The organism is Allomesorhizobium camelthorni, from assembly GCF_011045125.1.
Lineage (GTDB): Bacteria > Pseudomonadota > Alphaproteobacteria > Rhizobiales > Rhizobiaceae > Allomesorhizobium > Allomesorhizobium camelthorni.
In genome coordinates this window covers 55,608-81,100 of record NZ_JAAKZF010000002.1, presented here as the reverse complement: position 1 = coordinate 81,100, position 25,493 = coordinate 55,608, and the positions used below count along the sequence as shown (strand labels likewise).

Here is a 25,493-nt window from a genome sequence, read left to right as displayed (position 1 = left end):
AGAGAAATGGCTGAAATTCCATCGACGGCGCGCGTGGTGATCATCGGCGGCGGCGCGGTCGGCGTTTCGTCGCTCTACCATCTCGCTAAGGCCGGCTGGACCGACTGCGTGCTTTTGGAGAAAAGCGAGCTGACCTCCGGCTCGACCTGGCATGCCGCCGGCAACGTGCCGACCTTCTCGTCGTCCTGGTCGTTGATGAACATGCAGCGCTACTCGGCCGGGCTCTATCGCGGGCTGGCGGCGGAAGTCGACTATCCCATGAACTATCACGTCACCGGCTCTCTGCGGCTGGCGCATACGAAGGAGCGGATGCGCGAATTCCAGCGCGTGAAGGGTATGGGGCGATACCAAGGCATGGATATCGACGTTGTCGGCGTCGACGACATCAAAGGCCGCTATCCATTCATCGAGACGCACGAGCTTCAGGGCGCGCTCTACGATCCGAGCGACGGCGACATCGACCCCGCGCAGCTGACCCAGGCCTTGGCCACGGGCGCGCGCGATAAGGGCGCGAAGATCGTCCGCTTCTGTCCGGTCAGCGGCGTGCGGCGCGAGAACGGCGAGTGGGTGATCGAGACGCCGAAAGGTGAGATTCGGTGCGAATACGTGGTCAACGCAGCCGGCTACCGCGCACGCGAAGTCGGAAAGATGTTCGGCCGCGACGTGCCGATGATGGTGATGAGCCACCAGTATATTCTCTTCGACGAAATCCCGGAGCTGGCGGCCTGGTCGAAGGAGCACGGTAAGAAACTGCCGCTGCTGCGCGACGTCGATACCTCCTACTATTTGCGCCAGGAAAAGAACGGCATGAATCTCGGGCCCTACGAGAAGAATTGCCGCGCGCATTGGGCGGCCCACAACGACCCGATGCCGGAGGATTTTTCCTTCCAGCTTTTCCCGGACGATCTGGAGCGGCTGGAATGGTATCTGAACGACGCCATCGCACGCGTGCCGATCCTCGGCACGGCAGGCCTCTCCAAGGTGATCAACGGGCCGATCCCCTACGCGCCGGACGGCAATCCGCTGATCGGACCGATGCCCGGCGTGCCCAACGCCTTCGAGGCCTGCGTCTTCACCTTCGGCATCGCGCAGGCGGGCGGCGCCGGCAAGGTGCTGGCCGAATGGGTGACGGAGGGCCAGACCGAGTGGGACATGTGGTCCTGCGACCCGCGCCGCTTCACCGCCTTCGCCTCCGATCCGGAATACTGCGTGGCCAAGGGCATGGAAGTCTACGGTCACGAATATGCGATCCACTTTCCACGCCATGCCTGGCCGGCGGAGCGCGGCAAGAAGCTGTCGCCGATCCATGGCCGGATCGCGGCGCTCGGCGCGCAGTTCAACGCCTATAATGGCTGGGAGCGCGCCACGTGGTTCGCAAAGCCCGGCGACGGCACCTCCGAGGAATCCACCCAGACCTTCACGCGCGACGGGCCGTGGCAGAAACGCATTCGCGAGGAATGCCTGGCGGTACGCGACGCGGCCGGCATTCTGGACCTGCCCGGCTTTTCGCGCTACCGGCTGCAAGGCCCCGGCGCGCGCGACTGGCTGTCGACGCTGATCACCGGCATCGTCCCGAAACCAGGCAAGATCGGGCTCGGCTATTTCGCCGACGACAAGGGCCGTATCGTCACCGAAATGTCGATCATGGCGCTCGACGAGGACTTCTTCTTCCTCATCACCGCTTCGGTTGCGGAACTGCACGATTTCGAGTGGCTTCAGAAGCATTTGCCGCAAGGGACTCAAATCACGCTGCAAAATTCGACCAACGCCTTCGCCTGCCAGATCCTCTCGGGGCCGAATGCGCGAAAGATCCTGGCCGAGGTGACTGACGCCGACCTCACGCTGCCATGGTTGTCGCACCAGTCCTGCCAGATAGAAGGACGCTGGCTCCAATTCGTCCGCATTTCCTTCGCCGGCGAGTTGGGCTGGGAACTCCACACCAAGATTGAAGACACACCAGAGGTCTTCGATGCCGTCTGGGCCGCCGGCCAGAAGCATGGGCTGATACCGTTCGGCATGTTCGCGCTGGATTCGCTCCGCCTGGAGAAGGGCTACCGCGCCTGGAAGCAGGACCTTTCCACCGACTACACCATCCTGCAAGGCGGGCTGGAGCGCTTCGTCAGATGGGACAAGCCGGACTTCAAGGGCAAGGCGGCGCTGCAGAACGAGAAGCAGCAGGGGGTGAAGAAACGCTTCGTGACGCTGGTGGTGGAAGCCGGCGATTGCGACGCTCCCTACATGTCGACGCTCTGGCACGACGGAAAGATCGTCGGCGAGACCACGTCGGGAGGCTTCGGCCACAGGGTGGACAAATCGATTGCGCTCGGCATGATCCGCGCCGACCTGGCGGTGCCGGGGACGACGGTCGAGGTCGAGATTTTCGGCGAGAATTTCCCTGCGGTCGTTCAGGAAGACCAGCCGCTGTGGGATCCGAGAAATGAAAGGCTTCGCGCATGACCAAGATAGTCCTGACGGATGGCGGCATGGGCCAGGAGCTGCTGCGCCGGTCCAAGGCGCCGCCGACGCCGTTGTGGTCGGCCAGGGTGCTGATGGACGAGCCTGACATCGTGCGTGACCTTCACGCCGAGTTCATTCGCGCCGGAGCCCGCGTCATCACGCTCAACACCTATTCGGCGACGCCTGAACGCCTCGCCCGCGAGGGCGTTGCCGACATGTTCGAACCGTTGCAGAAGCGCGCGATCGATCTTGCGAAGGCTGCCCGCGACGGGGCGGGCGACGCGGCGATCGCCGGCTGCCTGCCACCGCTTTTCGGCAGCTACCATCCGGAACTAACCATCTCGTTCGATGAAACCCTCGATATCTATCGTCGGATCGTCGCCGAGGAAGCCGATCACGTGGACCTGTTCCTGTGCGAGACCATGGCTTCCGCCGAAGAGGCGCGCGCCGCGGTCACCGCGGCCGTCGAAAGCGGTAAACCTGTCTGGGTGTCATGGACCCTCGCCGACCATGGCGCTCCCCGGCTGCGGAGCGGCGAGACGCTTGCAGCGGCCTCCGTTGCCCTCGGCGACCTGCCGGTGGCGGCGCGACTGATAAACTGCTGCCGGCCCGAAGTTGCGGACGCCGCACTGCCCGAACTCACCGCGCTCGGCGGAAAAGTCGGCGCCTATGCCAATGGATTCACCTCGGTCGATGCCCTGAAGCATGGCGGGACCGTCGACGTACTTCATGCACGCCACGATCTCGACGGGCCTGCCTATGCGGAATTCGCGCTCGGATGGGCAAAGGCCGGGGCGGCCATCGTCGGCGGCTGCTGTGAAGTCGGTCCCGCGCATATCGCGTCCCTGCGCGACAGTCTGCACAACAACAACATCGAGATCGTCGGAGCATTCGATGCCTAAACCTTCGGATCGCATTTCCGGCATCGTGCCTTCCGGCAAGGACGGTTGGGAGATCCATTTCGCGGCCATGAACCGCAAGCAGGCCGGCGAGAACATCATCATGCTTTCGGTCGGCGATCATGATTTCGACTCGCCCAGCGAGACCGTCGAAGCCTGCATCGCTGCGCTGCGCGCCGGCCACCACCATTACACCCAGCTTCCGGGCATTCCGCGCCTGCGCGAGGCGATGGCTAAGATCTCGACCCAATGCACCGGCGTGGCGACCACTTCCAACGAGATCATCGCCACGCCGGGCGGACAGGCGGCGCTCTACGCGGCGGTCCAGGCCGTGCTCGACCCCGGCCAGCATGCGATTGTGGTTGCGCCTTACTACGCGACATATCCCGGCACGTTCCGGGCGGCGGGCGCGGATTTCACCGTCGTCGAGACCCGCGCCGAGGACGGCTTTCAGCCGCGCGCCGAGGACATTCTGAAGGCGGTGCGGCCCAGCACGCGCGCTATCCTGATCAACACGCCGAACAACCCGACCGGCGCCGTCTATTCGCGGCAATGCCTGGAAGACATAGCAAAAATCTGCCGGGAGCAAGATCTATGGCTGCTTTCCGACGAGGTCTACTGGACGCTCGGCGGCGGCGAGCATGTTTCACCGCGCGCCCTGCCTGGGATGGTCGAGCGCACTCTGGTCATCAACTCCATGTCGAAAAGCCACGGCATGACCGGCTGGCGCATCGGCTGGCTGACGGCGCCGGCCGATCTCGTCACGCTGCTCATCAGCCTCAACCTTGTCACCACATACGGCCTGCCGGACTTCATCAGCCGCGCCGCGGTCGAGGCCTTCGACAATGCCTATGGCGTGAAGGAGATCGCCGAACGCTACGCGTCGCGCCGCAACCTCTTCCTCGACGAGGTGCGGGGCCTCAACAACGTTACCGTGCGCGGCTCGGAGGGCGGCATGTATGTCATGCTCGACATCCGCGCCATCGAGCCGGACTGCGAGAAATTCGCCTGGGCGCTGCTTGAGGCCGAGAAAGTGGCCGTCATGCCGGGCGTGAGCTTCGGCGATGCCGCCGCAGGCCATCTTCGCGTCAGCCTTTGCCAGCCCGAGGAAATCTTGAAAGAGGCCGCCGGCCGCCTGCGCCGCTTCGTCGGCGCGTACGAAAGCAAAGCCGCATGAGTGACCTGCCCACAAAGGCTCGCGCCGTCATCATCGGCGGCGGCATTTCGGGCTGCTCGGTCGCCTATCACCTGGCCAAGCTCGGCTGGACCGACATCGTGCTTCTGGAGCGCAAGCAACTCACCTGCGGCACGACCTGGCATGCGGCGGGCCTGATCGGCCAGTTGCGCGGCTCGCAGAACATGACGCGGCTGGCAAAGTATTCGGCCGACCTCTACGTCAAGCTCGAAGCCGAGACCGGCGTCGCCACCGGCATGCGGCAGGTCGGCTCGATCACCGTCGCGCTGACCGAAGAGCGCAAGCATGAAATATACCGCCAGGCGTCTCTCGCCCGCGCCTTCGATGTCGATGTGCGCGAGATTTCGCCGAGCGAGGTCAAGGAGATGTACCCGCATCTCAACGTTTCGGATGTGGTCGGCGCGGTGCATCTGCCGCTCGACGGCCAGTGCGACCCCGCAAACATCGCCATGGCTCTGGCGAAGGGTGCCCGGCAGCGCGGCGCGAGGATCGTCGAGGGCGTGAAAGTCACCGCCGTCCACCAGAAGAACGGCCGCGTCACCGGCGTTTCCTGGGCCAAGGGCGAGGAACAGGGCACGATAGAAGCCGATGTAGTGGTCAACTGCGCCGGCATGTGGGCGCGCGAACTCGGCGAAATGTCGGGCGTGACCATCCCGCTGCACGCCTGCGAGCATTTTTACCTCGTCACCGAAGCGATCCCAGGCCTTTGGCGCCTGCCGGTGCTGCGTGTGCCGGATGAATGCGCCTACTACAAGGAGGACGCCGGCAAGATGATGCTGGGCGCTTTCGAGCCGGTGGCGAAGCCCTGGGGCATGGACGGCATCAGAGAGGATTTCTGCTTCGACCAGTTGCCCGAGGATATGGACCATTTCGAGCCGATCCTCGAAATGGGCGTCAACCGCATGCCCATGCTGGGCACGGCCGGCATCCATACCTTCTTCAACGGCCCGGAGAGCTTTACGCCGGACGATCGGTACTATCTAGGCGAGGCGCCGGAACTCGGCGGCTACTGGGTGGCGGCGGGCTACAATTCGATCGGCATCGTCTCGTCGGGCGGCGCAGGCATGGCGCTGGCGCAGTGGATCAACGACGGCGAGGCCCCGTTCGACCTCTGGGAGGTCGACATACGCCGCGCGCAGCCTTTCCAGAAGAACCGCCGCTATCTGAAGGAGCGCGTCTCCGAGACGCTCGGCCTCCTCTATGCCGACCATTTCCCCTACCGGCAGGTCGTCACATCCCGCGGCGTGCGCCGCTCCCCGCTGCACGAGCATCTGAAGGCGCGCGGCGCGGTGTTCGGCGAGGTTGCCGGCTGGGAGCGCGCCAACTGGTTCGCCCGCGAAGGCCAGGAGCGCGAGTATCGCTATTCCTGGAAGCGGCAGAACTGGTTCGACAACCAGCGCGAAGAGCATCTGGCGGTTCGCAACAATGTCGGCCTGTTCGACATGACCTCGTTCGGCAAGATCCGCGTCGAGGGTCGCGACGCGTTGGCCTTCCTGCAAAGGCTCTGCGCCAACGATCTCGAAGTCGAGCCGAGCAGGATCGTCTACACGCAGATGCTCAACGCGCGCGGCGGCATCGAGAGCGACCTTACAGTTTCGCGACTTTCCGAGTCGGCCTTCTTGGCCGTTGTCCCCGGTGCGACGCTGCAGCGCGACCTCGCCTGGCTGCGAAAGCATCTAGCCAGCGAATTCGTCGTCATCACCGATGTGACGGCGGCGGAAAGTGTCCTTTGCCTGATGGGGCCTTACGCGCGAGACCTGATTCAAAAGGTGAGCCCGAACGATTTCTCCAATGAAAAAAATCCGTTCGGGACGTTTCAGGAAATCGAGATCGGCATGGGACTGGCCCGCGCGCACCGCGTCACCTATGTCGGCGAGCTCGGCTGGGAACTCTATGTCTCGACCGATCAAGCCGCCCATGTCTTCGAGGCGATCGAGGAGGCCGGCGCGGAGTTCGGGCTGAAGCTCTGCGGGCTGCATGCGCTGGAGTCCTGCCGCATCGAAAAGGCGTTCCGCCATTTCGGCCACGACATCACCGACGAGGACCATGTGCTGGAAGCCGGCCTCGGCTTTGCTGTGAAGATCGGCAAGGGCGATTTTCTCGGCCGCAATGCTGTGCTGCGCAAGAAGGAAGCAGGGCTCGATCGCCGACTGGTGCAGTTTCGGCTGACCGATCCAGAGCCGCTGCTTTTCCACAACGAGGCGATCGTGCGCGATGGAAAAATCGTCGGCACGATCACCTCGGGCAATTACGGCCACCATCTCGGCGGTGCGATCGGCCTCGGCTATGTTCCATGCAGAGGCGAAAGCGAGGCGGATGTGCTTGGCTCGGTCTATGAAATTGAGATCGCCGGCGAGCGGTTTGCGGGCGAGGCGTCGCTGAAGCCGATGTACGATCCGAAGGCGGAGCGAGTAAGGGCGTAGGTCTTTCCCTTCTCCCCGTTCACGGGGGAGAAGAGAGCAGCTTCGCCGCTTCAAAACTTCTCCAGCCTGCGTCGCACCTTCGCCAGATAGGCCGCGCGCGTCTGCTTCGTCGAGCGATCCATGTCGTAGTGCGCCAGATACATCGTCCGGCAGCCCTTCGCGCAGAGCGCGCGCATGCCGCGCAGGATGGTCTTGCGGCCTGGCTGGCCCATAAAGAAGGAGATCAGCCAGGTCGCGCCGCAGGTGGTGACGACGCCGATGCGCGTGATATGCGGCACGAGCGAAATGATGCGTCCGCCGTCAGCCGGCAGCTTGAACGCGACATCGGTCGCCCAGACGCGATCGAGCCAGCCTTTCAGCATCGCCGGCAGCCCGTACCACCAGGTCGGGTAGACGAACAGGACGGCTTCCGCCCATTTGAGATTGTCGATATGCGACGTGAGCGCCGGGTCGGTTGGAGCGCGGTCGTGGTAATGCCGGCGTTCGTCGGCGCCCAGCACCGGGTCGAACCCTTCCGCATAAAGATCGACCAGCCGCACATCCCAGCCGCGCGCGGTCAGCGTCCCGACCGCTGTGTCACGCACGGCTGCGCAAAAGCTGTCCGGGACCGGATGGCAATAAACGACGAGAACCCGCATCAAAAGCGGCCCATTTTGGCGGCGACCCTCGCCATGAAATTTTTTCGCGATTTCTCAGTCGAGAGGTTCATCGAGTAATGCGCCAGATAGGAAACCTGGGCGCCCGGCCTGACGATGGCGCGCAGCACCCGGTTGACCAGCTTTCGCGGCGGATCGCCCATCAGGAACGCCCGGAACCGGCTGCCGCCATAGGTGGTTATGGCGACGACTTTCCTGATGTTGTGCAGCGAAGGAACGGCCTCGCCATCGATCATTGTGAAGGAGACCCCGGGCAGGAAGACGCGGTCGAAAAAGCCTTTCAGCATGGCCGGATAACCGTAGTTCCAGACCGGGTAGGCGAGCACGAGCGCTTCGGCACGGCGCAACCGCTCGACATAGCGGCCGACCTCCCCGCCCGGCGTGCGTCCGTCGTGATAGGCGAGGCGATCGGCGCGGCTCATGCGCGGATCGAAATCCTCCGCGTAGAGATCGCAATCATCGACGTGGTGGCCGGCGGCGGTCAGCCGCTCGACGATCAGCCGGTGCAGCGCAGCGTGGAAACTGGTTTCCACCGGATGTGTGTAAAGCACGAGGACGTTCATGGGGCTATCCCGCTTTCTGCAGCCCCTTGAACAGAAAAGTCTTCTCCGAACGGTAATCGTAGTCCGGGTTTTCCCAGGCGATCATCTTGCCGGGATTGAGCAGACCTCGCGGATCGGCCTCGCGCTTGAAGGCGAGTTGGACGGCATCGGTCTGCTTCATGCCGCCCTCCTCCAGAGTATAGCGGTGCGGGTTGAAAATCGGGCAACCATTTTCTTCGTGCAGCCGGATGATCTCGTCGAGCCGCTCTTCCGTGGTGAATTTCACAAGCGGCAGGCCGAAACAGGTGATGTTGCCGTCGAAGCGCACGAATTCCAGATGCGAGAACACTTCGCCCGGAAACATCCTGTCCATCTTTTCGACTAGGGCGAGTTGGTTCGGGAATGGGTAGAGCGACTGCAGATAGGTGATCGCAGGATCGACGCGCAGAGCGCGCAATGTCGTGTGGTTCCAGGCAAGCTCGTAGGCCGGCGGCAGCCCCTTCTTGTCTTCCGGTTTCGCGGTCGCGGCGCTGTAGGCGATCTCGCCGCCCTCCCGCCGGGTGAACGCCAGGAAAGCGTCGAGCGCATGTGGCGCGACCATCACCACGCAAATGCTCTGGCCTTTTCTGAGGAACTTCTGATGCCGCTTGAAATAGGCGAACGGCACGGGCGCCGCAATTGGCGTGACCAGCTTGGTCAGTATGCCGTCCTGGCAGGCGAGCGCATTGCCGTAGCGCGCCGACTCCATGAAGCTGTCGAAGCCGACGATGACGTCGACCCAATCGTAGGACGCCGTCAGCGGCATCTCGACTTCGGTGATGATGCCGTTGGTACCGTAGGCATGGGTGACCTTGTGCAGGTCCTCCCCGGTCAGCTCCAGCACCCGCGGCTCGGCCTCCATGGTGACGACGCGCAGCCTGAGCACATTGCCGAAATCGCGCAGGCCGCCGAAATTGATCGAGCCGACGCCACCCGAGCCGCCGGCGATGAAGCCGCCGATGGAGGCTGTGTTGTAGGTAGACGGATGAAGGCGCAGCTCCTGGCCGGAATGCGCGCGTGTCGCCCTGTCGATATCGGCGATGATCGCGCCTGGCCCGCAGACGACGCGGCCGGGCGCGATCGACTTCACCTCGTTCATCTCCGCAAGCGACAGCACGACGCCGCCTGACAGCGGCATGGCCTGGCCGTAGTTGCCAGTACCGGCGCCGCGCGGCGTTACCGGAATGCCGAGCCGATGGCAGGCGGCGAGTACGCGGATCACTTCCGCCTCGCTTTTCGGCGAGACGATCAGGTCGCCGGTCACACGCTCCAGTTCGCGTTTGAGCACAGGGCTGTACCAGTAGAAATCGCGGCTCTTCTGCTGCACGATCTTCTCATTGTCCTCGATCTTCAGGCCGTCGAGGTCGCGCTTCAAAGCCGCAATATCCATTATTCCACCATCAGGTCGTCGAGTTCCGAGTAGTCTGGCAAGTCGCGCGCAATCGCCCTGCCGCCGCGGACCACGATGCGATCCGATTCGGGCCGCGACAGCACTTCCGTCCAGTTCCTGCCCTTGAATACGATGAAGTCAGCAGGGCCGCCCGGAGCCAGAATTCCGGCCCCGTGTAACCGCATGATGTCGGCGGGCGTCGACGTTACCGTCTTCGGCCAGTCGCCGACTGGATGGTCGAAATGCAGGATGCGCGTCGCCATCCGGTAGACTTCGAGCATATCGAGATCACCATAGGCGTAGAACGGGTCGCGGGTGTTGTCGGAGGCCACCGCGGCCGGAATGCCGCGCGCGCGCATCTCATGCAGCAGCGTCACGCCGCGCCAACGCGGCGTCGTGCCGTCCTGCCTTCGGTCCTGCAGATAAAGGTTGCACATGGGCAGCGACACGACCGCGATGCCAGCTCGGGCGACCTTGTCCAGCGTATCCAGCACATCGGCGTCGGGCTGGCGCGCCAGCGAGCAGCAATGACCGACCAGGATTTTGCCTTCGAAGCGATGCCGAAGGGCAGTCTCCGCGATCCTCTTCAGCGATATCGCGGAGATGCTGTCCGTCTCGTCGGCATGGAAATCCAGGTCGAGGCCGTGTTCGATCGCCGTTACGAAAACGCGGTCGAGCAATTGCTCGAGATCGGGAACCATGTAGGTGACCGTGCCGAGTACGCCTCCGGCCGCGGCGACCCTTTTGGCGAGGCCCGCGAACCACTTTGCGTCGCGCGCGCCCTCTATGCCAAACAGGCAGACGCCCTGCAACTCGATCCGACCCCGCCAGCGCTCGCGCATCGCCTCGAACACCGGCCAGGATATTTCTTCCTGGGGCGGCACGCTGTCGATGTGCGTTCTGAGAGCGCTGGTGCCGTGGGCGTAGGCCGAGCGCAGCGAGAAATCCATGCGCCGCGAGACGTCGTCGGCGTTCCAGCGCGCAACGCGATCCTCGCCGGTGGCGTTCAGCGCGCCAAGGAAGGAACCGTCGGGATTGGGCTTGCGCGGCCAGATATGCCCCTTGTCGATATGGGTGTGGCAGTCGACGAAGCAGGGCAGGACGATCCGGCCGGCGAGGTCGATGGCGTCGGGCGTTGGCTGATGTCCCGACGGAGCGATGCCAACGATGCAGGCATCGGTGACTGAAATGTCGGCGAGGATGAAGCCGTCAGCGTCGGCTGGCGCCGACAGGCTGGGCGTTAGCGAAGCGTGCAGGCGGGCGTTGATGAGCGTGTAGGGGCCGCTCAGAGGCAACTGGATCTGCGTCACCGCTGCCCCTCACCCTTACCCTCTCCCCGTAAGGACGGGGAGAGGGACTCGCCAGCGTTGCGGCCAGCCCCCTTCTCCCCGTATTTCACGGGGAGAAGGTCCCGGCAGGGGGATGAGGGGCAGCACAAACGATTCCGGAAAGTCATCACCGCTCCTGCTTCAGCGCGCTTTCGTGCCATCGCCGCAGGATGAGGTGCGAGACCAGCGAAAGCACCAGGAAAATCAGAATGCCGGTCAGCGAAATCAGGATCAGCGCCGCAAAGAGCCGCGGCGCATTGAGCCGGTAGCCGGCCTCGATGATGCGCGAGGCAAGGCCGGATGACTGCCCCGACGAGCCGGCGACGAATTCGGCGACCACCGCGCCGATCAGCGACAGGCCGCCGGCGATCTTCAGGCCGCCGAGGAAATAGGGCATCGCGGCCGGCAGGCGCAAATGCCGGAGCTCCTGCCAGCGCGTCGCACCATTGAGGCGGAACAAATCGCGCAGATTGCGGTCGACCGAGTTCAGCCCGAGCGTGGTGTTGGACAGGATCGGAAAGAAGGCGACGATCCACGAGCAGAGGAGCAGTTTGGCGGTCTGGTTGTCGACATAGATGTTGATCAGCGGGAAGATCGCCACGATCGGCGTGACCTGCAGCACTATAGCGAAGGGAAAGAACGACATCTCCACCCATTTCGACTGGGTGAACAGCACCGCAAGCCCGACGCCGCCGAGCACGGCAAGCAGCAGGCTGAGGAAGGTGATCTTCAGCGTCACCAAAAGGGAGCCGAACAGCAGCGCAGCATCGGTGTAAAGCGTCTGCGCCACCACGTGTGGCCGCGGCAAAATGTATTGCGGGATCTCGTTCCAGACGCAGATGCGGTCCCACAGCCAGATAGCCACAAGCATGATGAGCAGCGGCAGGAGCCAACTGCCGATCCGCTCCAGCCTTTCCTGGCGCACGCGCTTCGCTTCTTCCGGGTCGAGCCTCGCAGGCAGGGTTTCATTGGCCGTCATGGGATTCACTTGCCGAGTTCATCGCCACATTGAGGGCCTCCGACGCGTGCAGGCAGAACGCCGCATATTCGGGCGATATGCGGAACTTCTCGTCCCGCGGATAGGCCGCGTCGACCGTCATTTCGCCGGATACGCGGCCCGGACGGGCGGCCATGACTACGATGTGGTTCGACAGGAAGACGCTTTCGAACACGCTGTGCGTGACGAAGACGACAGTGAAGCGCTGGTCCTGCCAGAGGTCCAGAAGGTCGCTATTGAGCCTGAAACGGGTGATCTCGTCGAGTGCGGCGAAAGGCTCGTCCATCAGGAGCAGGCGCGGTTTTGTCACCAAAGCGCGGGCGATCGAAACGCGCATCTTCATGCCGCCGGAAAGCTCGCGCGGCACGGCGTTTTCAAAGCCGGTCAAATGGACCCGCTCGAGCAGTTCCGAAATTGCCGGCGCGGCCTTCGCGCGCGAGACGCCCTTCAGCCTGAGCGGCAGCCAGACATTGTCCAAGACGCTGGCCCAGGGCAGCAGGGTCGGCTCCTGGAAAACAAAGCCGGTGCAATCGTCGCCCAGCGCTTTGTGCCAGTCGAGCGCTCCAGTGGTCGGCGTCGACAGGCCGGCTATCAGCCTGAGCGCCGTCGACTTGCCGCAGCCCGAGGGTCCGAGAAGGCTGAGAAAATCGCCCTCCCGGATCGTCAGATTAACGTCGCGCAGAGCCGCGACCCCGTTGGAGAAGGTCTTGCCCACGTTTCGCAGGTCCAGAAGCGGTTGCCCGCCCCCGTTCAGATCCCGCATTTGCGCGTCTGCCGTTTGCAGCATCGTCCGGCGGCCGGGATCACTTCTTGAGATCGAGGCCGACGCCTTTGTTGACGAAGTCCAGCGTGTAGGCCTTCTTGATGTCGATGCCTTCCGGCATGACTTTGGCTTTCACCATCTTGTCGTAAAAACTCTGCATACGCGCGTCGGTCATGGCGCCGATGCCGAGTTTTTCGCTGTCGCCGGAATCGACGATGCCGAACTTCTTCATCTGGGCGATCGAGAATGCGATCTGCTCGTCGGTGATGTCGGGATTGTCCTTCTTGATCATCTCATTGGCGGCTTTATTGTCGCCGTAGAGGTAGTTGTACCAGCCCTTGGCGGAGCCATCGACGAAGCACTGGATGACCTCCGGACGCTTGTCGATCGTTTCCTGCATCGTCTCGATCGTCGTCGCATAGGTGTCATAGCCATAGTCGGCGAGCAGGAACTGGTTTGGTACGAAGCCGGCTGCCTTCTCGACCGCATAAGGCTCGGATGTGACATAGCCCTGCTGGATCGATTTCGGGTCGGCTATGAACGGCGCCGGGTTGAAGGTGTAGGGCACGCGCTTCGAGACGTCGAAGCCGTATTCCTCCGCCATCCACAGCAGGAAGCTCTGTGCGCCCTCGTCGGCGATAATGTACTGCTCGGCCTTGGGCAGGTCCTCCCATTTGTCGAGCCCTTGGCCGGGATGCGACATCACGACCTGCGGCTCCTTCTGGAAGGAGGCGGCGACGACGCGGAGCGGAATGTTCTGCGCGACAGCGTCAAACGCCTGCTGCATGTTGCCGCCCATGTAGAAATCGATCTTGCCGGCGAGCAGCAGCGGACGGCCGGCAACCTGCGGGCCGCCCTGCTGAATGGTGACATCGAGGCCGCAGGCGGCATAGGTGCCATCGGCGACGGCCTGGTAGTAGCCGCCATGCTCCGCCTGGGCGAGCCAGTTGGTGCCGAAGGTGACAGCCTCTGCGGCGAGGGCTGCCGGCGCGCCGGCTAAAAGAAGCGCGGCTGCGGCTGCGGAAAGTGCGAAATTTCTCGTCATGAACACCACCCCTGTTTGCCCAGTGCTTTTGCGCCTGGCTGTGACACCAACGGATCGATATGCAAGGCGCGTGCCATCGGTTTTGCCCCGCAGCCGTCGCATCAGGCGGCTGCATTCGAGCGGGACCGGAGCGTCTAGCTTGCTGATCTCGGCCGCATCGTGCCCATTTTTTAGACCGCTGTCCATCTTGCGCGCCACGCCTGCACAGGCAACTTGAAGCGATGCACGGTTGGGCTTTAGGCTTGAATTTTGGAGAGCGAGCAATGTTCAAGTTCCTGACGCCCAAGACGATCAAGCCGCCCTTTGCCCGCTACAGCCACGGTGTCGAAGTGCCGGCGGGAAAACGGCTGGTCCTGTGTTCCGGGCAACTCGGGATCAGACCGGACGACCTGGTGCCGGACGATCCGGGCGAGCAGGCGAACCTCTGTTTCGCAAACATCGCCGCCATTCTCGGCGAGGCGGGCCTTGATCTACCGGACATCGTCCGGATCAACGCCTACGTCACCGACCGCGCCTATCTCAGGGCCTATATGGAGGTGCGCGACAAATTGTTCGCCGATCCCGCCCCGGCCTCGACGCTGATGATCGTCTCCGGCTTCGCGCGGCCGGAATTCAAGGTCGAGATCGAAGTGATCGCGGCTGGCTAGAAATAGCCGCCGAATAGCAGCAGGATTGCACCAAGCGCGACCAGAAGAAGACCCGGCCAGTTCGACCCGAGGCCCATGAAACGGACGCCGCGATGCGCTGGCTCGAGGGTGTTGCGCGAGCCCAGCCCCGCCGGCCCGGGCTCGCTCATGCGCCCATGCCAGATGGCCTGCCCCGCCAGAAGTACGATTCCGATCACGAAGAGCAGCGCGCCGAGCCAGATGACCAGCATTCTTGCCTCCCGATGCAAAGGACCGGTCTGTTAGATAGGGCGCTACGCCCATTCGGAAATGCCGGCGCGCGCATGCGCCCTCTTACAAAATGCGCCGTGCTGAAATATTCAGATTGAGCAATTCCGTTTCGATGAAGAGGTCCGACGTGGCGAAACAGAACAGACGGATCTGGTGGGGCGATTTCCCGACGACCGAATACGCCTCCATCGATCCGGAAGTAACGATCGCGGTCCTGCCCGTGGCCGCGATCGAGCAGCACGGCCCGCATCTGCCGGTTTCGACCGACACAACCATCATGCAGGGCATGCTGGACACGGTCATCGAAAGGCTTCCGGCCAACCTCGACGTGCGCATCCTGCCGGTGCAAGCGGTCGGCAAATCCAACGAGCACCTGCACGCGCCCGGCACGCTGACCCTGCCGGCGGCGACGCTGATCGAGGCCTGGACGGAACTCGGCGCCTCGGTGGCGCGAACCGGCGTGAGGAAGCTGGTCGTGGTCAATTCGCACGGCGGCAACGAGGAGATCATGGGCATCGTCACGCGCGAATTGCGCGTGCGCTTCAGCATGCTGGCGGTGAAAACCAGCTGGCAGCGCTTCGGCCGGCCCGACGGTATGTATTCCGACCTGGAGGACCGCCACGGCATCCATGGCGGCGATGTCGAGACCTCGCTGATGCTGCATTTCCGGCCGGATCTGGTCGACATGACGAAGGCGGAGAATTTCGTGTCAGGCGTCGCCCGCGCCGAGCAGGAGTTCGAGCTTTTGCGCCACACCGGCACGCACGCCTTCGCCTGGATAGCCAGCGATTTGAACCCGCACGGAGTAGTCGGCAACGCCGCCATCGCCACGGCGGAAAAGGGCCGTTTGACTGCCGCGCATCAGGCCGACGGGTTCGTCCGCCTGATGCGGGATGTCCGCAAGGCCAAGCTGGCCGACTGGCTGGCGTGAGTCGATACGCGCGGCTGCCTAGCCGTCAATCCTGAGGGCGAAGGGTATGCCTTCGAAGGCGTCCGCGCCGCGCCCGATCGCCGCGATCGCCTCGACCATGCGGCCGCCGCGTCCGAGAACCTGGTCGGCCAACGCTATCAAACGCGCGTTAGGCGTGGCCGACGGCGACACGGCACGCAAGGTATTGGCGAGTTCCGCTTCGTCGCGCTTGGGCGAGAGTGCCGCGGCGATGATGTAAGCTGACGCCGTCGAGCGGCTGATGCCCGCGTAGCAATTGACCACCAGCGGGCGCGCACGATCCCAATTGCCGGCGAAATCGAGAATGTCCCGCACGTGGATTTCGCCGGGCGGGATCATTCCTTCCTGCGCCTCGATGATGTCGTGCATGGAAAGCAGGAGGTGGTCCTGTTGCGAGATCGTCTCCGGGCGCGTCATTTCCGTGCCGGCCGCAAGCAGCGAGATCAGCCTAGCCGCGCCGGTCGCGGCGACCGTCTCGCCGACTTTCGACAATGGACAGACGTAGATCATCAGATTGCTTTCCTATGGCCCAGAACGCGCTGCCGCGCCGAGCTTTGCAGAGCCCGCTCCAGCCTTGTCCATTCGGCTTCGCCGCCGGGAAGTCCGATGCGCAAGGCAGCGGAACTCCAGGCGAAATTTCGAACGAGAATGCCCTGTTCGCCAAGTAAATCAAATAGGCCGGCGGCATGCGGAATTTCAAGATAGCGGAACAGCGGCGTGCCGCCGCGAACCGGGATATCAAAGCGCAAAAGCAGCGCATCGAGCCGTGCCGTCTCGCCCTGCAGCCGCTCGCGCATTTCGTTCTGCCAAATGTGATCTCCGAGCGCCTTGACGCCGTACTCCAGCGCCGGCCCCGCCACCGCCCACGGCCCGAATTCCGCCTCCAGGCGCTGCGCGACAGGTTCCGCCGCGATGGCGAAACCCAGCCGCAGACCGGCGAGCCCGAAGAACTTGCCGAAGGATTTGAGCACGATCAAGCCGCCCTGCCCGGTATCGCGTGCGACGCTGTGCTCGCGCGGCCCGACATCCATGAAGGCTTCGTCGACGACCAGCAGCCCGCCTTTGGCATGCAGCGCACGCGCCAGTTCGAGCAGCGTTTCGCGCTCTACCAGCCGCCCGTCAGGATTGTTCGGATTGACGATGATGGCGAGGTCAGCATCGGCAAGCGCCGAGACATCGGCGACCTCACTCACGTCGTGACCGGCGATTGTGGCTGCGCGGGCATGCTCCGCATAGGTCGGCCCGAGCACCAACGCCCTGCCCGGCTCGACCAGCGCCGCCACGCGCGGCAGCAATATCTGCGTACCCGGCGCGGCGGCCATGTTTAGCGCTGAGGGAACTCCGTAAGCGGCGGCTGCGATCGCGTTGAGTTCATGGACACGCGCCGGTTCGGGCAACCGCGACAAGGCGGTGGCGGGCAGCTCGAAAAGCGGATAGGAGTGCGGATTGATCCCGGTCGAAAGATCCACCCAAGGCTCCGGCGCTTGCGGAAAAAGCGCACGCGCCCGGCCAAGGCTTCCGCCGTGATCGGTAACTGCCGTCCCTTTCTCCCTTTCCAGAAGCGCCATGTTCGTTCTTACCGCCTTCCTGTCGTTTCTCGTCGAACTCGCCATCGGTTACCCCGACCGTCTCGTGCGCGCAATCGGCCATCCGGTGATCTGGATCGGCAACCTTATCTCTTTCCTCGATCGCAAGCTGAACCGCGCCGCTGCCTCCGACAGTTTCCGCCGCTTTTCGGGCTGCATAGCGCTGGTGGTGCTGGTCGGTGTCCCGGCTGGACTGGCTTACGGCATTCAAACAGCCCTTGGAGCAGGCCTGTTCGGCATCCTTATGACCGCCATCCTGGCCAGCAGCCTGCTTGCGCAAAGAAGTCTCGCCAGCCACGTCAGCGCCGTTGCCGATGCGCTCGACCAGGGCGGACTGGCTGCCGGACGAACCGCCGTGTCGCGCATCGTCGGCCGCGATCCAGAGCGCCTCGACCAAGCAGGCGTCAGCCGCGCCGCCATCGAAAGCCTGGCCGAGAATTTTTCCGACGGCATCGTTGCGCCGGCGTTCTGGCTGGCTCTCGGCGGGCTGGCGGGCGGCGTCGGCTACAAGGCCGCCAACACTGCCGATTCGATGATTGGCCACCGCACGCCCCGCCACGAAGCGTTCGGCTGGGCGGCGGCGCGCTTCGACGACCTCATCAATCTGCCGGCCTCGCGCCTCACCGCGCTGCTGGTCATTGTCGCCGCGTTTTTCATACCGGGCGCCAATGGGGCATCGGCATGGCGGACCGTGTGGCGCGATGCGAAAAAGCACCGCTCGCCAAACGCCGGCTGGCCGGAAGCGGCGATGGCCGGCGCGCTCGGCCTCGCTCTGGCAGGCCCGCGGGTCTATGGCGGCGTCACTGTCGAAGATGCGACGATGGGCGAAGGCGGCCGGCGGGAAGCAAACGCATTGGACATACGCAAGGCGCTGAAACTGTACTGGGCCGCCGACCTCATCCTTATCACGCTGTTCGGCGCAATTAGCCTCGCAATTCTCCTGGCCAGATAGCCCAACCTGCAACGGCATCGATAGCTCCTGCAGCTTTTGCGCTTGAGCGGAACTGAATCTCGTGATCATGGTTCCGGTCAGACCAACTCCAATCCGGAAACACCATGAACCAGTTGACGCGGCTCGATAAATTGCTGTTCAGGCTTGAGGCGCAGTATGCCTGCCTTGGCTGGGCGTTCGGCGAGATCTCCTGCCTTCCAGGCATCGTGTTCGAGATGGGGCTCGGCCACGGCCGTACCTACGACCATCTGCGTACCCACCTGCCGGACCGCGACATCTACGTGCTCGACCGCGAGATCGACTGCTTCGACGACTGCACCCCGCCCGACGACCGGCTGATCCTCGGTGACATCGACGACACGCTGGCGGCTTCGGCACACCGCTTCCCCCGACAGGTCATATTGGCCCATGCCGACATGGGCACCTATGATGAGGAGCGCAACATAGCTATGCGCGCCGTGCTCAGCCGGCGCCTGCCGGCAGTGCTCGCCCCTCAAGCCATCGTGCTCTCCGATATGCCGCTCGAACTGGAAGGGATGCGACCGATGCCGCTTCCGGCTGGCGCGCGCGAGGGTCGCTATTTTCTCTACCGCAACGGATGACGAGCAGGCGGCGACAACGGATACCGGCCTGAGCGAAGTCGCGAATTCCTACCCCTGCGGTCGCAGTGTGCGTTTGAGAGCGCGCGCCGGGTTCACGCGATCTCTCGGACGCAGACGCCGTCAAAAAATTCGAACATCGTTGTAGAATTCGACGCGTCCCGAACGTCTCTAGAGCGTGGACGGCGCGGAATTACGCGCCGAACCCTCGTCTCTGAGCCGTGAGGAGCAAATGGATATGAGTATTCCCTACCGTTGGGTGATTGTCCCCGCAGGCGGGCTTCTGGGCTGCGCGGCGATAGGCGCGATGTTTTCACTGCCTGTTTTTCTCCTGCCGATCTCGCGGGACACCGGCTGGTCCGTTACCGGGGTGTCCAGCGCGATGACCATCGGCTTCCTCGCGATGGCGTTGGGGAGCATGGCCTGGGGCAGCCTGTCCGATCGCTGGGGTCCTCGCGCCGTCGTGTTGACCGGGTCGGTCGTCCTGGCGGCGGCGCTCGCTATGGCAAGCCAGGCGACATCGCTCATCGGATTTCAGCTCGTCTTCGGCCTGGTGGTCGGCGGTTCAGCCGCCGCGATCTTCGCGCCGATGATGGCCTGCGTGACCGGCTGGTTCGACACGCGCCGCAGCCTCGCCGTGTCACTCGTATCGGCCGGCATGGGAATGGCGCCGATGACCATGTCTCCGCTCGCTGCGTGGCTGGTGACCGTCTACGATTGGAGAACGTCGCTTCTGATCATCGCCGGCATCACGGCGGCGGTGATGATCCCCACAGCCTTGCTTGTGCGACGCCCACCGGCCCTGGAAGCCCGCAATGCCGTAGCTTCTGCGGCTCGTGAGCCGCAGTCGGAAATGTCCGTCGGGCAGGCGATCAAATCGCCCCAGTTCATCATACTGCTTCTGACCAATTTCTTCTGCTGCGCCACGCATTCGGGCCCGATTTTCCATACGGTGAGCTACGCCATCACCTGCGGCATCCCGATGGTTGCGGCGGTTTCGATCTACAGCGTGGAAGGGTTGGCGGGTTTGGGCGGCCGCGTAGCCTTCGGCCTGTTCGGCGACCGGTTCGGCGCCAAGCGCACTCTGGTCTGGGGGCTGTTCCTGCAGGCCTTCGCCGTGCTGGGCTATGTCTTCGTGAGCCAGCTTGGCCCGTTCTACGCCGTGGCGGCGCTGGTCGGTTTTATCTACGCCGGCGTCATGCCATTGTATGCGGTCATCGCGCGCGAAAATTTTCCGCTGCGGATGATGGGAACCGTCATCGGCGGCACGGCCATGGCCGGCAGCCTGGGCATGGCGACCGGCCCATTGACCGGAGGGCTGATCTACGACACGTTCGACAGCTATGCGTGGCTCTATATCGGCGCCTGGGGCATCGGTATCGGCGCTTTCCTGATCGCCTTGACCTTCAGACCATTCCCCAAAACTCAGCCGGCGTTCGCCGGCTGAGTCCTGACATCCGCCGACGGTCGACGGGGACGAGTAGCCATGCGGATCACGCTGCCCGCACTTTTTTCGAGACGCGTGCCCATTCCGGAATCCAGTCGCGGTGCGCGGCGAGCAGGTCGTCGACGAGCGACCAGATCTGGTCGAGGTCGAGTTCGGCGGCGGTATGCGGATCCATCATCGCCGCGTGATAGAGATGCTCGCGGTTTTCCGTCATCAGAGCCTGCACCGTCAGTTCCTGCACATTGATGTTGGTGCGGATCAGCGCCGTCAGTTGCGGCGGCAGGGCGCCGATGAAGGTCGGCTGGACGCCGGACGCATCGACCAGGCACGGCACTTCGGCCGCGCAATTTTCCGGCAGCGAGGTGATGCAGCCATTGTTGCGGACGTTGCCGTAGATGACCGAGGGTTCGCCGGTCCAGACCGAATTCATGATCGAGGACGCGTATTCATGGCTCTCCTCGACCTCGATGGTTTCGGCGCTCCGGTACGCGGCCGCCTGCCCCTTCCAGCGCTCGATCTGCTCGATGCAGCGCTTGGGGTATTCATCGAGCGGGATGCCGAATTTCTCGATCAGGTCGGGCCTGCCGTCCTTGATGAAATAGGGCGTATATTCGGCGAAATGCTCCGAGCTTTCGGTGACGAAATAGCCAAGCCGCGTCAGCATCTCGTAGCGCACCTTGTTAGGGCAGCGCGGGTTCCAATGGCTCGGCTTAGGGAAACGTCCCTCGCGGTAGCCGCGCACCAGATCCGGATAAAGATCGCGATAGCTGCCATCGGCCTTCCGGTGCTCGAATTTCAGGTAGAAGGCCATGTGATTGATGCCGGCGGCGCGGTAGCGGATTTCCTCGAGTGGAATTTCGAGATCGCGGGCGAGTTCGAAAGCCGTTCCCTGCACCGAATGGCAGAGACCGACCTGCTTGATGAGCGGGTATTTTTCCGCGATCGCCCAAGTGTTGATCGCCATCGGGTTGACGTACTGCAGAAGGATGGCGTCGGGGCAGATAGCCATCATGTCTTCGCAGATTTTCCAGAGATGCGGCACGGTGCGCAAGCCCCGCATGACGCCGCCGACGCCGAGCGTGTCGGCGATCGTCTGACGCAGGCCGTATTTCTTCGGCACCTCAAAATCGGTGACCGTGCAAGGCTCGTACCCGCCGATCTGGAAGGCGACGACTACAAAGTCGGCGCCTTCGAGGGCCTTGCGCTGGCTCGAATGCGTCTCGATCGTCGCCTTCGCACCAAGCGTCTTCACCAGCTTTCCGGCGACGATCTCGCTCTCTTCGAGACGCTGCGGGTTGAGGTCCATCAGCGCGATCGTCGCGCCGGAAAGAGACGGCCGCTGCAGCACGTCGCCGATGATGTTCTTCATGAAGACGGTGGAGCCGGCCCCGATGAAGGTGATCTTGGGTTGTCTCGCCATGAATTGCGCCTCTTGTCTGCGATTTATGCGGCTACTTCGAACGCGGCCTTGACGAGCCGTTCGGTGTAGGCGGTCTTTGGATGGGAAAGAACCTCGTCGACCGGCCCCTCCTCGACGATTTTGCCGTGCTGCATCACCACCACCCGGTGACAAAGCGCGCGCACGACTTTCAGGTCATGGGAAATGAAGAGGTAGCTCAGGCCGCGTTCGTCCTGCAGCTTGCGCAGGAGATCGATGATCTGGGCCTGAACGGAGAGATCGAGCGCCGAGGTCGGCTCGTCGAGCAGGATGAATTCCGGCTCCAGCGCGATTGCACGTGCGATGGCAATGCGCTGGCGCTGGCCGCCGGAAAACTCGTGCGGGAAGCGCGAGAGGATGTTGTGCGGAAGCCCGGCGCTGATAAGGGCCTGCTCTACACGCTGCAACCGATCGCTTTTGTTGTCGCCAAGCTTGTTGACGATCAACCCCTCCTCGATGATCTGGCCGACCGACATGCGCGGATTGAGCGAGGAAAACGGGTCCTGGAAAACGACCTGCATGCGCGATCTGAGCGGCCGCATCTGGTCACGGGTCCTGGCGTGGATGGGTTCGCCGTCGAAGAAGATTTCGCCGCCGTCTGCCGTCAGGAGCTTCACCAGCGCCTGCCCGAACGTCGTCTTGCCGGACCCGGATTCGCCGACCAGCCCTAGCGTTTCGTGCCGGTGAAGCTTCAGGTTGAGGCTGTCGACGGCAACCAGTTCCTTGAGCCGCGGCTTGAAAAATCCGCCATGCTTCAGCATGAACGACACCCGCACGTTGCTACCCTCGAGAATGACGGCGGAGTCCACCGGCGGCGGATTGGCCATGCCCTTGGGTTCAGACGCCAGAAGATGGCGCGTATAGGGATGCTGCGGGCTTTTGAAGAGCGCTTCGGTAGTGTTGTGCTCCTTCACCTCGCCCTGGCTCATGACATAAACGTAGTCCGAAAACTGACGAACGACGGTCAAATCGTGGGTGATCAGGATCACCGCCATGCCGAGCTTCTGCTGCAGGTCACGGATGAGGTTCAGGATCTGCGCCTGCACGGTGACGTCGAGCGCCGTCGTCGGCTCGTCGGCGATGAGCACGTCCGGATTGTTGGCAAGCGCCATGGCGATCATGACACGCTGGCGCTGACCGCCGGAAAGCTGGTGCGGATATTGGTTGAAGCGGCTTTCCGGGTCCGGAATTTGTACCTGCCGCAACAGGTCCAGCGTACGCTCGGCAGCTTGCTTGCGGCTCATCTTCTGATGCACGCGGATGGCCTCGATGATCTGCGCGCCGACCGTGTAGACCGGATTGAGCGAGCTCATCGGCTCCTGGAAGATCATCGAAATGCGGTCGCCGCGCAGCGCCCGGCGTTGCCGGTCGGAGAATTTCAGCACGTTTTTGCCGTCATATTCGATCCGCGAGTGCCCGGCCACCGTGGCTCGCTTGGTGAGCAGGCCCATGACCGTGCGCGCCGTCACCGACTTGCCAGAGCCGGATTCTCCGACCACCGCGATGGTCTCGCCGCGATAGAGCTGGAAGGAGACGTCCTTGACCGCGTCGACCGTTCCGCCTTCCACCTTGAAGGTCACCGCGACATTGCGGGCGTCGATGATCGGGGAGCCTGTCCTCGCCGCATGATCGCAGCGTTCGTCGGGCGCCATCGAGGTCTTTTCCGTCAGAGCCATGGTCCTGGCCTTCTCAATAAGGATCGACGGCATCGCGAAGGCCGTCGCCCAGCGCATTGAACGCGAAGACGGTGACCAGCACGAAGCCCACGGGGGCGAGGATCCAGGGATAGGATCCAATGACGGAATAGGTCGCGGTGTCCTGCAGCATCAGTCCCCAGGAGATCAGCGGCGGCTTTACCGCGAAACCGAGGAAGCCGAGGAAGGATTCCAGCAGCACGACATTCGGGATTGCCAGCGTCACGGCGACGATGACGTGGCTCATGACGTTCGGGAAAATGTGCTGGAAGATGATCCGGCGGTCGGTTGCGCCGATCGCCATCGCCGCCCGCACATAGTCGATCCGCGCAAGCGCCAGCGTCTTGCCGCGAACCTCACGCGACATCTGCGCCCAGCCGAGCGCCGACATGACGAAAATGACGAAGGCGAGAAAGACGTTGGTCGGCGCCGTCACCGGGATCAGCGAGGTGAGCGCCAGATAAAGCGGCAGTTGCGGAAAGGCGAGCACCAGCTCGACGAAGCGCTGCACCCACGCATCGAGCCTTCCGCCGAAATATCCCGACACCATGCCGACCGTCGTGCCGACGACCGTGATGATGAACACCACGGTGAGCGCGATCATCAGCGAGATGCGCGAACCATAGATGATGCGCGACAGCACATCGCGGCCGAACTTGTCGGTGCCGAGGAAATTGACCGGGCTTCCGTCGGTGGCGCCGAAGAAATGCCGCTGCGCCGGGATCAGGCCGAAAAGCCTGTACTCGAATCCCTTGACGAAAAAGCCCAACGTCTGCGGATTTTCATAGTCCGGGCCTACGATCGGTTGGAACGTGACGGGGTCGAATTCCTCGGTCTCACGAATCTGGTAGGTCCGCGGCGGAAAGACGAAATTCCCGTCCCGATCCGTCATGCTGATGGTCTGTGGCGGCGCGAAGCCGACGCCGGTCAGCTTCGGATCGACGGGTGCGAAGAACTCCGCGAATATCGTCATGACCATCAGGAGGCAGACGAGGATCAGGCCTATCATGCCGGTCCAGGATCGCTTGAGGCGGCGCCAGACAAGCGCGGTATAGGTTTCGTTGCCATGGCCTTTGGCCAGCGGCACGGCGGCAGAGATTGTGGGTTGGACGTCGGCTTTCATGCGTCGGCCCCTCCCCCAAGGCGAACCCGCGGATCAAGCGCGGCGAGCAGCATGTCGGCAATGATGTTGCCGACGATCAGGGTCACCGACAGAACCAGCATGAACGTCGCCGTGACATAGACGTCACCGACCCACATCGAGCCGACGATGGCCGGGCCAACCGTCGGCAGGGCGAAGATGATCGCGGTCTCGATCTCGCCGGTCAGCATGTAGGGCATCACGACACCCTGATACATGACGAGCGGATGTAGCGCGTTCGGCACGGCGTGGCGCATGACCACCGTGCGCTCGCTCAAGCCCTTGGCCCGGGCCGTTTCGACATATTGGGCGTTCAGCGTATCGAGCAGATTGCCCCGCATGACGCGCATGTTGTAGGCGAGCCCGCCCAAAGTGGCTATCGCGATCACCGGCCAGACATGCTTGACCAGGTCGACGAACTTGCCCCACGACCAGGGCGCCCCGCCGTAGCGGGCGGAATGGAAGCTGTTGATTTCCGTGACGTTGAAGTGAAACACCAGGACATAGACGATGATCAGCGCCATCAGGAAGCGCGGCACCGTCATTCCGAGAAACGAGATCCCCGACAGCAGGCTGTCCACCCAGGAATATTGCCGGGTTGCCGCCAGAACGCCGAAGGTGATGCCGATCACCGATGCCAGGATATGGCAGACGAGCGCCAGCGCCAGCGTACGGGGCAAACGTTCGCCGACCACATCGGCGACAGGCTTATTGTAGAAGAGGCTGTGGCCAAAATCGCCGCGGGTGACGATGCCGGTGATCCAGTTGACGTACTGGACAGGCAAGGGCTTATCGAGCCCGTGGGCGATCTTGTAGGCCTGCGCCTGGGCGTCAGCCTCCTCGAAGGACGCGCCGCCCTGGTTGATCAGTTGCGAGCGGATGTAGTCGCTGTAGTCGCCCGGCGGCGCCTGGATGATCGCGAATGTCACGACGCTCAGGACGAAGAGGACCGGAATCGCCGACGCGATACGCACAAGCAGAAATCTGAACATGATCGTGTTTGCTTCTCTTGTGGCTCGTGGCGATGCCGCTCCTTCGCAAGGCGCGGTATCTCCAC

At 63.3% G+C, this 25,493-nt stretch carries 23 protein-coding genes; 9 read left to right on the top strand and 14 right to left on the bottom strand.

Translation table 11 applies throughout. The annotated features are described in order from the left end of the window. The first annotated feature begins 6 nt into the window (after positions 1-6). Genes G6N73_RS02810 through G6N73_RS02795 form a run of 4 tightly spaced genes read left to right on the top strand, consistent with a single transcriptional unit; the run spans position 7 to position 6,974 of the window. On the top strand, positions 7-2,457 hold the full coding sequence (locus tag G6N73_RS02810) for a GcvT family protein (RefSeq protein ID WP_165023082.1): 2,451 nt from the start codon (positions 7-9) through the stop codon (positions 2,455-2,457). After that, a complete protein-coding gene (locus G6N73_RS02805; protein WP_165023080.1) occupies positions 2,454-3,359 on the top strand; it encodes a homocysteine S-methyltransferase family protein in 906 nt (301 codons plus the stop codon). Before G6N73_RS02810 ends, G6N73_RS02805 begins: the two co-directional genes overlap by 4 nt. Then, positions 3,352-4,533, top strand: coding sequence for a pyridoxal phosphate-dependent aminotransferase (locus G6N73_RS02800; RefSeq protein WP_165023077.1), 1,182 nt, complete (start codon positions 3,352-3,354; stop codon positions 4,531-4,533). The genes G6N73_RS02805 and G6N73_RS02800 overlap by 8 nt, the downstream gene beginning before the upstream one ends. Then, complete coding sequence (locus G6N73_RS02795; protein WP_165023074.1) at positions 4,530-6,974, top strand: GcvT family protein; 2,445 nt, start codon at positions 4,530-4,532, stop codon at positions 6,972-6,974. Before G6N73_RS02800 ends, G6N73_RS02795 begins: the two co-directional genes overlap by 4 nt. Positions 6,975-7,024: 50 nt before the next feature. Here G6N73_RS02795 and G6N73_RS02790 read toward each other — a convergent pair whose 3' ends face one another. From G6N73_RS02790 to G6N73_RS02760, 7 genes are all read right to left on the bottom strand, one after another. After that, positions 7,025-7,612 carry an NAD(P)H-dependent oxidoreductase gene (locus G6N73_RS02790; RefSeq protein ID WP_165023071.1) on the bottom strand — a complete coding sequence of 196 codons (588 nt, stop codon included), beginning with the start codon at positions 7,610-7,612 and terminating at the stop codon, positions 7,025-7,027. Next, the gene (locus G6N73_RS02785; protein ID WP_165023068.1) at positions 7,612-8,193 is read right to left on the bottom strand and encodes an NAD(P)H-dependent oxidoreductase; all 582 of its coding nucleotides are present in this window, start codon (positions 8,191-8,193) and stop codon (positions 7,612-7,614) included. The genes G6N73_RS02790 and G6N73_RS02785 overlap by 1 nt, the downstream gene beginning before the upstream one ends. A 4-nt stretch (positions 8,194-8,197) precedes the next feature. Further along, positions 8,198-9,601 (bottom strand): FAD-binding oxidoreductase, encoded by a 1,404-nt coding sequence (locus G6N73_RS02780; protein ID WP_165023065.1) that lies wholly within the window; start codon positions 9,599-9,601, stop codon positions 8,198-8,200. Beyond that, positions 9,601-10,911: a cytosine deaminase gene (locus G6N73_RS02775; RefSeq protein WP_343044537.1), complete on the bottom strand. Its 1,311-nt coding sequence runs from the start codon at positions 10,909-10,911 to the stop codon at positions 9,601-9,603. The genes G6N73_RS02780 and G6N73_RS02775 overlap by 1 nt, the downstream gene beginning before the upstream one ends. A 145-nt stretch (positions 10,912-11,056) precedes the next feature. After that, entirely contained in the window at positions 11,057-11,908 is an 852-nt protein-coding gene (locus G6N73_RS02770; protein WP_165023062.1) for an ABC transporter permease, read from the bottom strand. Next, positions 11,895-12,713, bottom strand: coding sequence for an ABC transporter ATP-binding protein (locus G6N73_RS02765; protein WP_165023059.1), 819 nt, complete (start codon positions 12,711-12,713; stop codon positions 11,895-11,897). The genes G6N73_RS02770 and G6N73_RS02765 overlap by 14 nt, the downstream gene beginning before the upstream one ends. Positions 12,714-12,729: 16 nt before the next feature. Next, a complete protein-coding gene (locus tag G6N73_RS02760) occupies positions 12,730-13,734 on the bottom strand; it encodes an ABC transporter substrate-binding protein (protein WP_165023056.1) in 1,005 nt (334 codons plus the stop codon). A 263-nt stretch (positions 13,735-13,997) separates the two neighbouring features. Here G6N73_RS02760 and G6N73_RS02755 point away from each other — a divergent pair, with 263 nt between their 5' ends. Continuing rightward, positions 13,998-14,381 carry a RidA family protein gene (locus tag G6N73_RS02755; RefSeq protein WP_165023053.1) on the top strand — a complete coding sequence of 128 codons (384 nt, stop codon included), beginning with the start codon at positions 13,998-14,000 and terminating at the stop codon, positions 14,379-14,381. Here the strand turns inward: G6N73_RS02755 and G6N73_RS02750 are convergent. Continuing rightward, the gene (locus G6N73_RS02750; protein WP_165023050.1) at positions 14,378-14,611 is read right to left on the bottom strand and encodes a hypothetical protein; all 234 of its coding nucleotides are present in this window, start codon (positions 14,609-14,611) and stop codon (positions 14,378-14,380) included. The two genes, G6N73_RS02755 and G6N73_RS02750, sit on opposite strands and share 4 nt — an antisense overlap. 131 nt (positions 14,612-14,742) lie before the next feature. On the opposite strand from G6N73_RS02750, the gene G6N73_RS02745 reads away from it, so the two are divergent. Then, positions 14,743-15,561: a creatininase family protein gene (locus tag G6N73_RS02745; protein ID WP_165023047.1), complete on the top strand. Its 819-nt coding sequence runs from the start codon at positions 14,743-14,745 to the stop codon at positions 15,559-15,561. An 18-nt stretch (positions 15,562-15,579) separates the two neighbouring features. Here the strand turns inward: G6N73_RS02745 and G6N73_RS02740 are convergent, their stop codons facing one another. Next, positions 15,580-16,089: a tyrosine phosphatase family protein gene (locus G6N73_RS02740; RefSeq protein WP_165023044.1), complete on the bottom strand. Its 510-nt coding sequence runs from the start codon at positions 16,087-16,089 to the stop codon at positions 15,580-15,582. Next, positions 16,089-17,147: a threonine-phosphate decarboxylase CobD gene (gene cobD / locus G6N73_RS02735; RefSeq protein ID WP_165023041.1), complete on the bottom strand. Its 1,059-nt coding sequence runs from the start codon at positions 17,145-17,147 to the stop codon at positions 16,089-16,091. Before cobD ends, G6N73_RS02740 begins: the two co-directional genes overlap by 1 nt. On the opposite strand from cobD, the gene cbiB reads away from it, so the two are divergent. From cbiB to G6N73_RS02720, 3 genes are all read left to right on the top strand, one after another. Next, on the top strand, positions 17,146-18,117 hold the full coding sequence (cbiB, locus tag G6N73_RS02730) for an adenosylcobinamide-phosphate synthase CbiB (protein WP_165023038.1): 972 nt from the start codon (positions 17,146-17,148) through the stop codon (positions 18,115-18,117). The genes cobD and cbiB overlap by 2 nt on opposite strands. 104 nt (positions 18,118-18,221) lie before the next feature. After that, positions 18,222-18,719, top strand: a complete 498-nt coding sequence (locus G6N73_RS02725) for a class I SAM-dependent methyltransferase (RefSeq protein WP_165023035.1) — start codon at positions 18,222-18,224, stop codon at positions 18,717-18,719. A 235-nt stretch (positions 18,720-18,954) separates the two neighbouring features. Further along, positions 18,955-20,163, top strand: a complete 1,209-nt coding sequence (locus G6N73_RS02720) for an MFS transporter (RefSeq protein ID WP_165023032.1) — start codon at positions 18,955-18,957, stop codon at positions 20,161-20,163. 46 nt (positions 20,164-20,209) lie between these two features. Here G6N73_RS02720 and melA read toward each other — a convergent pair whose 3' ends face one another. Genes melA through G6N73_RS02700 form a run of 4 tightly spaced genes read right to left on the bottom strand, consistent with a single transcriptional unit; the run spans position 20,210 to position 25,428 of the window. Then, on the bottom strand, positions 20,210-21,583 hold the full coding sequence (melA, locus tag G6N73_RS02715; RefSeq protein WP_165023029.1) for an alpha-glucosidase/alpha-galactosidase: 1,374 nt from the start codon (positions 21,581-21,583) through the stop codon (positions 20,210-20,212). 23 nt (positions 21,584-21,606) lie between these two features. Beyond that, positions 21,607-23,277 (bottom strand): ABC transporter ATP-binding protein, encoded by a 1,671-nt coding sequence (locus G6N73_RS02710; RefSeq protein ID WP_165023025.1) that lies wholly within the window; start codon positions 23,275-23,277, stop codon positions 21,607-21,609. A 13-nt stretch (positions 23,278-23,290) separates the two neighbouring features. Further along, positions 23,291-24,418 (bottom strand): ABC transporter permease, encoded by a 1,128-nt coding sequence (locus tag G6N73_RS02705; protein WP_165023022.1) that lies wholly within the window; start codon positions 24,416-24,418, stop codon positions 23,291-23,293. Further along, positions 24,415-25,428 carry an ABC transporter permease gene (locus G6N73_RS02700; protein ID WP_165023019.1) on the bottom strand — a complete coding sequence of 338 codons (1,014 nt, stop codon included), beginning with the start codon at positions 25,426-25,428 and terminating at the stop codon, positions 24,415-24,417. Before G6N73_RS02700 ends, G6N73_RS02705 begins: the two co-directional genes overlap by 4 nt. Between the last annotated feature and the right edge of the window lie 65 nt (positions 25,429-25,493).

Excerpts from the sequence above, each read along its gene's own strand:
- G6N73_RS02810 (WP_165023082.1), top strand. The coding sequence starts at position 7 with ATGGCTGAAATTCCATCGACGGCGCGCGTGGTGATCATCGGCGGCGGC.
- G6N73_RS02805 (WP_165023080.1), top strand. The coding sequence starts at position 2,454 with ATGACCAAGATAGTCCTGACGGATGGCGGCATGGGCCAGGAGCTGCTG.
- G6N73_RS02800 (WP_165023077.1), top strand. The coding sequence starts at position 3,352 with ATGCCTAAACCTTCGGATCGCATTTCCGGCATCGTGCCTTCCGGCAAG.
- G6N73_RS02795 (WP_165023074.1), top strand. The coding sequence starts at position 4,530 with ATGAGTGACCTGCCCACAAAGGCTCGCGCCGTCATCATCGGCGGCGGC.
- G6N73_RS02790 (WP_165023071.1), bottom strand. The coding sequence starts at position 7,612 with ATGCGGGTTCTCGTCGTTTATTGCCATCCGGTCCCGGACAGCTTTTGC.
- G6N73_RS02785 (WP_165023068.1), bottom strand. The coding sequence starts at position 8,193 with ATGAACGTCCTCGTGCTTTACACACATCCGGTGGAAACCAGTTTCCAC.
- G6N73_RS02780 (WP_165023065.1), bottom strand. The coding sequence starts at position 9,601 with ATGGATATTGCGGCTTTGAAGCGCGACCTCGACGGCCTGAAGATCGAG.
- G6N73_RS02770 (WP_165023062.1), bottom strand. The coding sequence starts at position 11,908 with ATGACGGCCAATGAAACCCTGCCTGCGAGGCTCGACCCGGAAGAAGCG.
- G6N73_RS02765 (WP_165023059.1), bottom strand. The coding sequence starts at position 12,713 with ATGCTGCAAACGGCAGACGCGCAAATGCGGGATCTGAACGGGGGCGGG.
- G6N73_RS02760 (WP_165023056.1), bottom strand. The coding sequence starts at position 13,734 with ATGACGAGAAATTTCGCACTTTCCGCAGCCGCAGCCGCGCTTCTTTTA.
- G6N73_RS02755 (WP_165023053.1), top strand. The coding sequence starts at position 13,998 with ATGTTCAAGTTCCTGACGCCCAAGACGATCAAGCCGCCCTTTGCCCGC.
- G6N73_RS02750 (WP_165023050.1), bottom strand. The coding sequence starts at position 14,611 with ATGCTGGTCATCTGGCTCGGCGCGCTGCTCTTCGTGATCGGAATCGTA.
- G6N73_RS02745 (WP_165023047.1), top strand. The coding sequence starts at position 14,743 with ATGAAGAGGTCCGACGTGGCGAAACAGAACAGACGGATCTGGTGGGGC.
- G6N73_RS02740 (WP_165023044.1), bottom strand. The coding sequence starts at position 16,089 with ATGATCTACGTCTGTCCATTGTCGAAAGTCGGCGAGACGGTCGCCGCG.
- cbiB (WP_165023038.1), top strand. The coding sequence starts at position 17,146 with ATGTTCGTTCTTACCGCCTTCCTGTCGTTTCTCGTCGAACTCGCCATC.
- cobD (WP_165023041.1), bottom strand. The coding sequence starts at position 17,147 with ATGGCGCTTCTGGAAAGGGAGAAAGGGACGGCAGTTACCGATCACGGC.
- G6N73_RS02725 (WP_165023035.1), top strand. The coding sequence starts at position 18,222 with ATGAACCAGTTGACGCGGCTCGATAAATTGCTGTTCAGGCTTGAGGCG.
- G6N73_RS02720 (WP_165023032.1), top strand. The coding sequence starts at position 18,955 with ATGAGTATTCCCTACCGTTGGGTGATTGTCCCCGCAGGCGGGCTTCTG.
- melA (WP_165023029.1), bottom strand. The coding sequence starts at position 21,583 with ATGGCGAGACAACCCAAGATCACCTTCATCGGGGCCGGCTCCACCGTC.
- G6N73_RS02710 (WP_165023025.1), bottom strand. The coding sequence starts at position 23,277 with ATGGCTCTGACGGAAAAGACCTCGATGGCGCCCGACGAACGCTGCGAT.
- G6N73_RS02705 (WP_165023022.1), bottom strand. The coding sequence starts at position 24,418 with ATGAAAGCCGACGTCCAACCCACAATCTCTGCCGCCGTGCCGCTGGCC.
- G6N73_RS02700 (WP_165023019.1), bottom strand. The coding sequence starts at position 25,428 with ATGTTCAGATTTCTGCTTGTGCGTATCGCGTCGGCGATTCCGGTCCTC.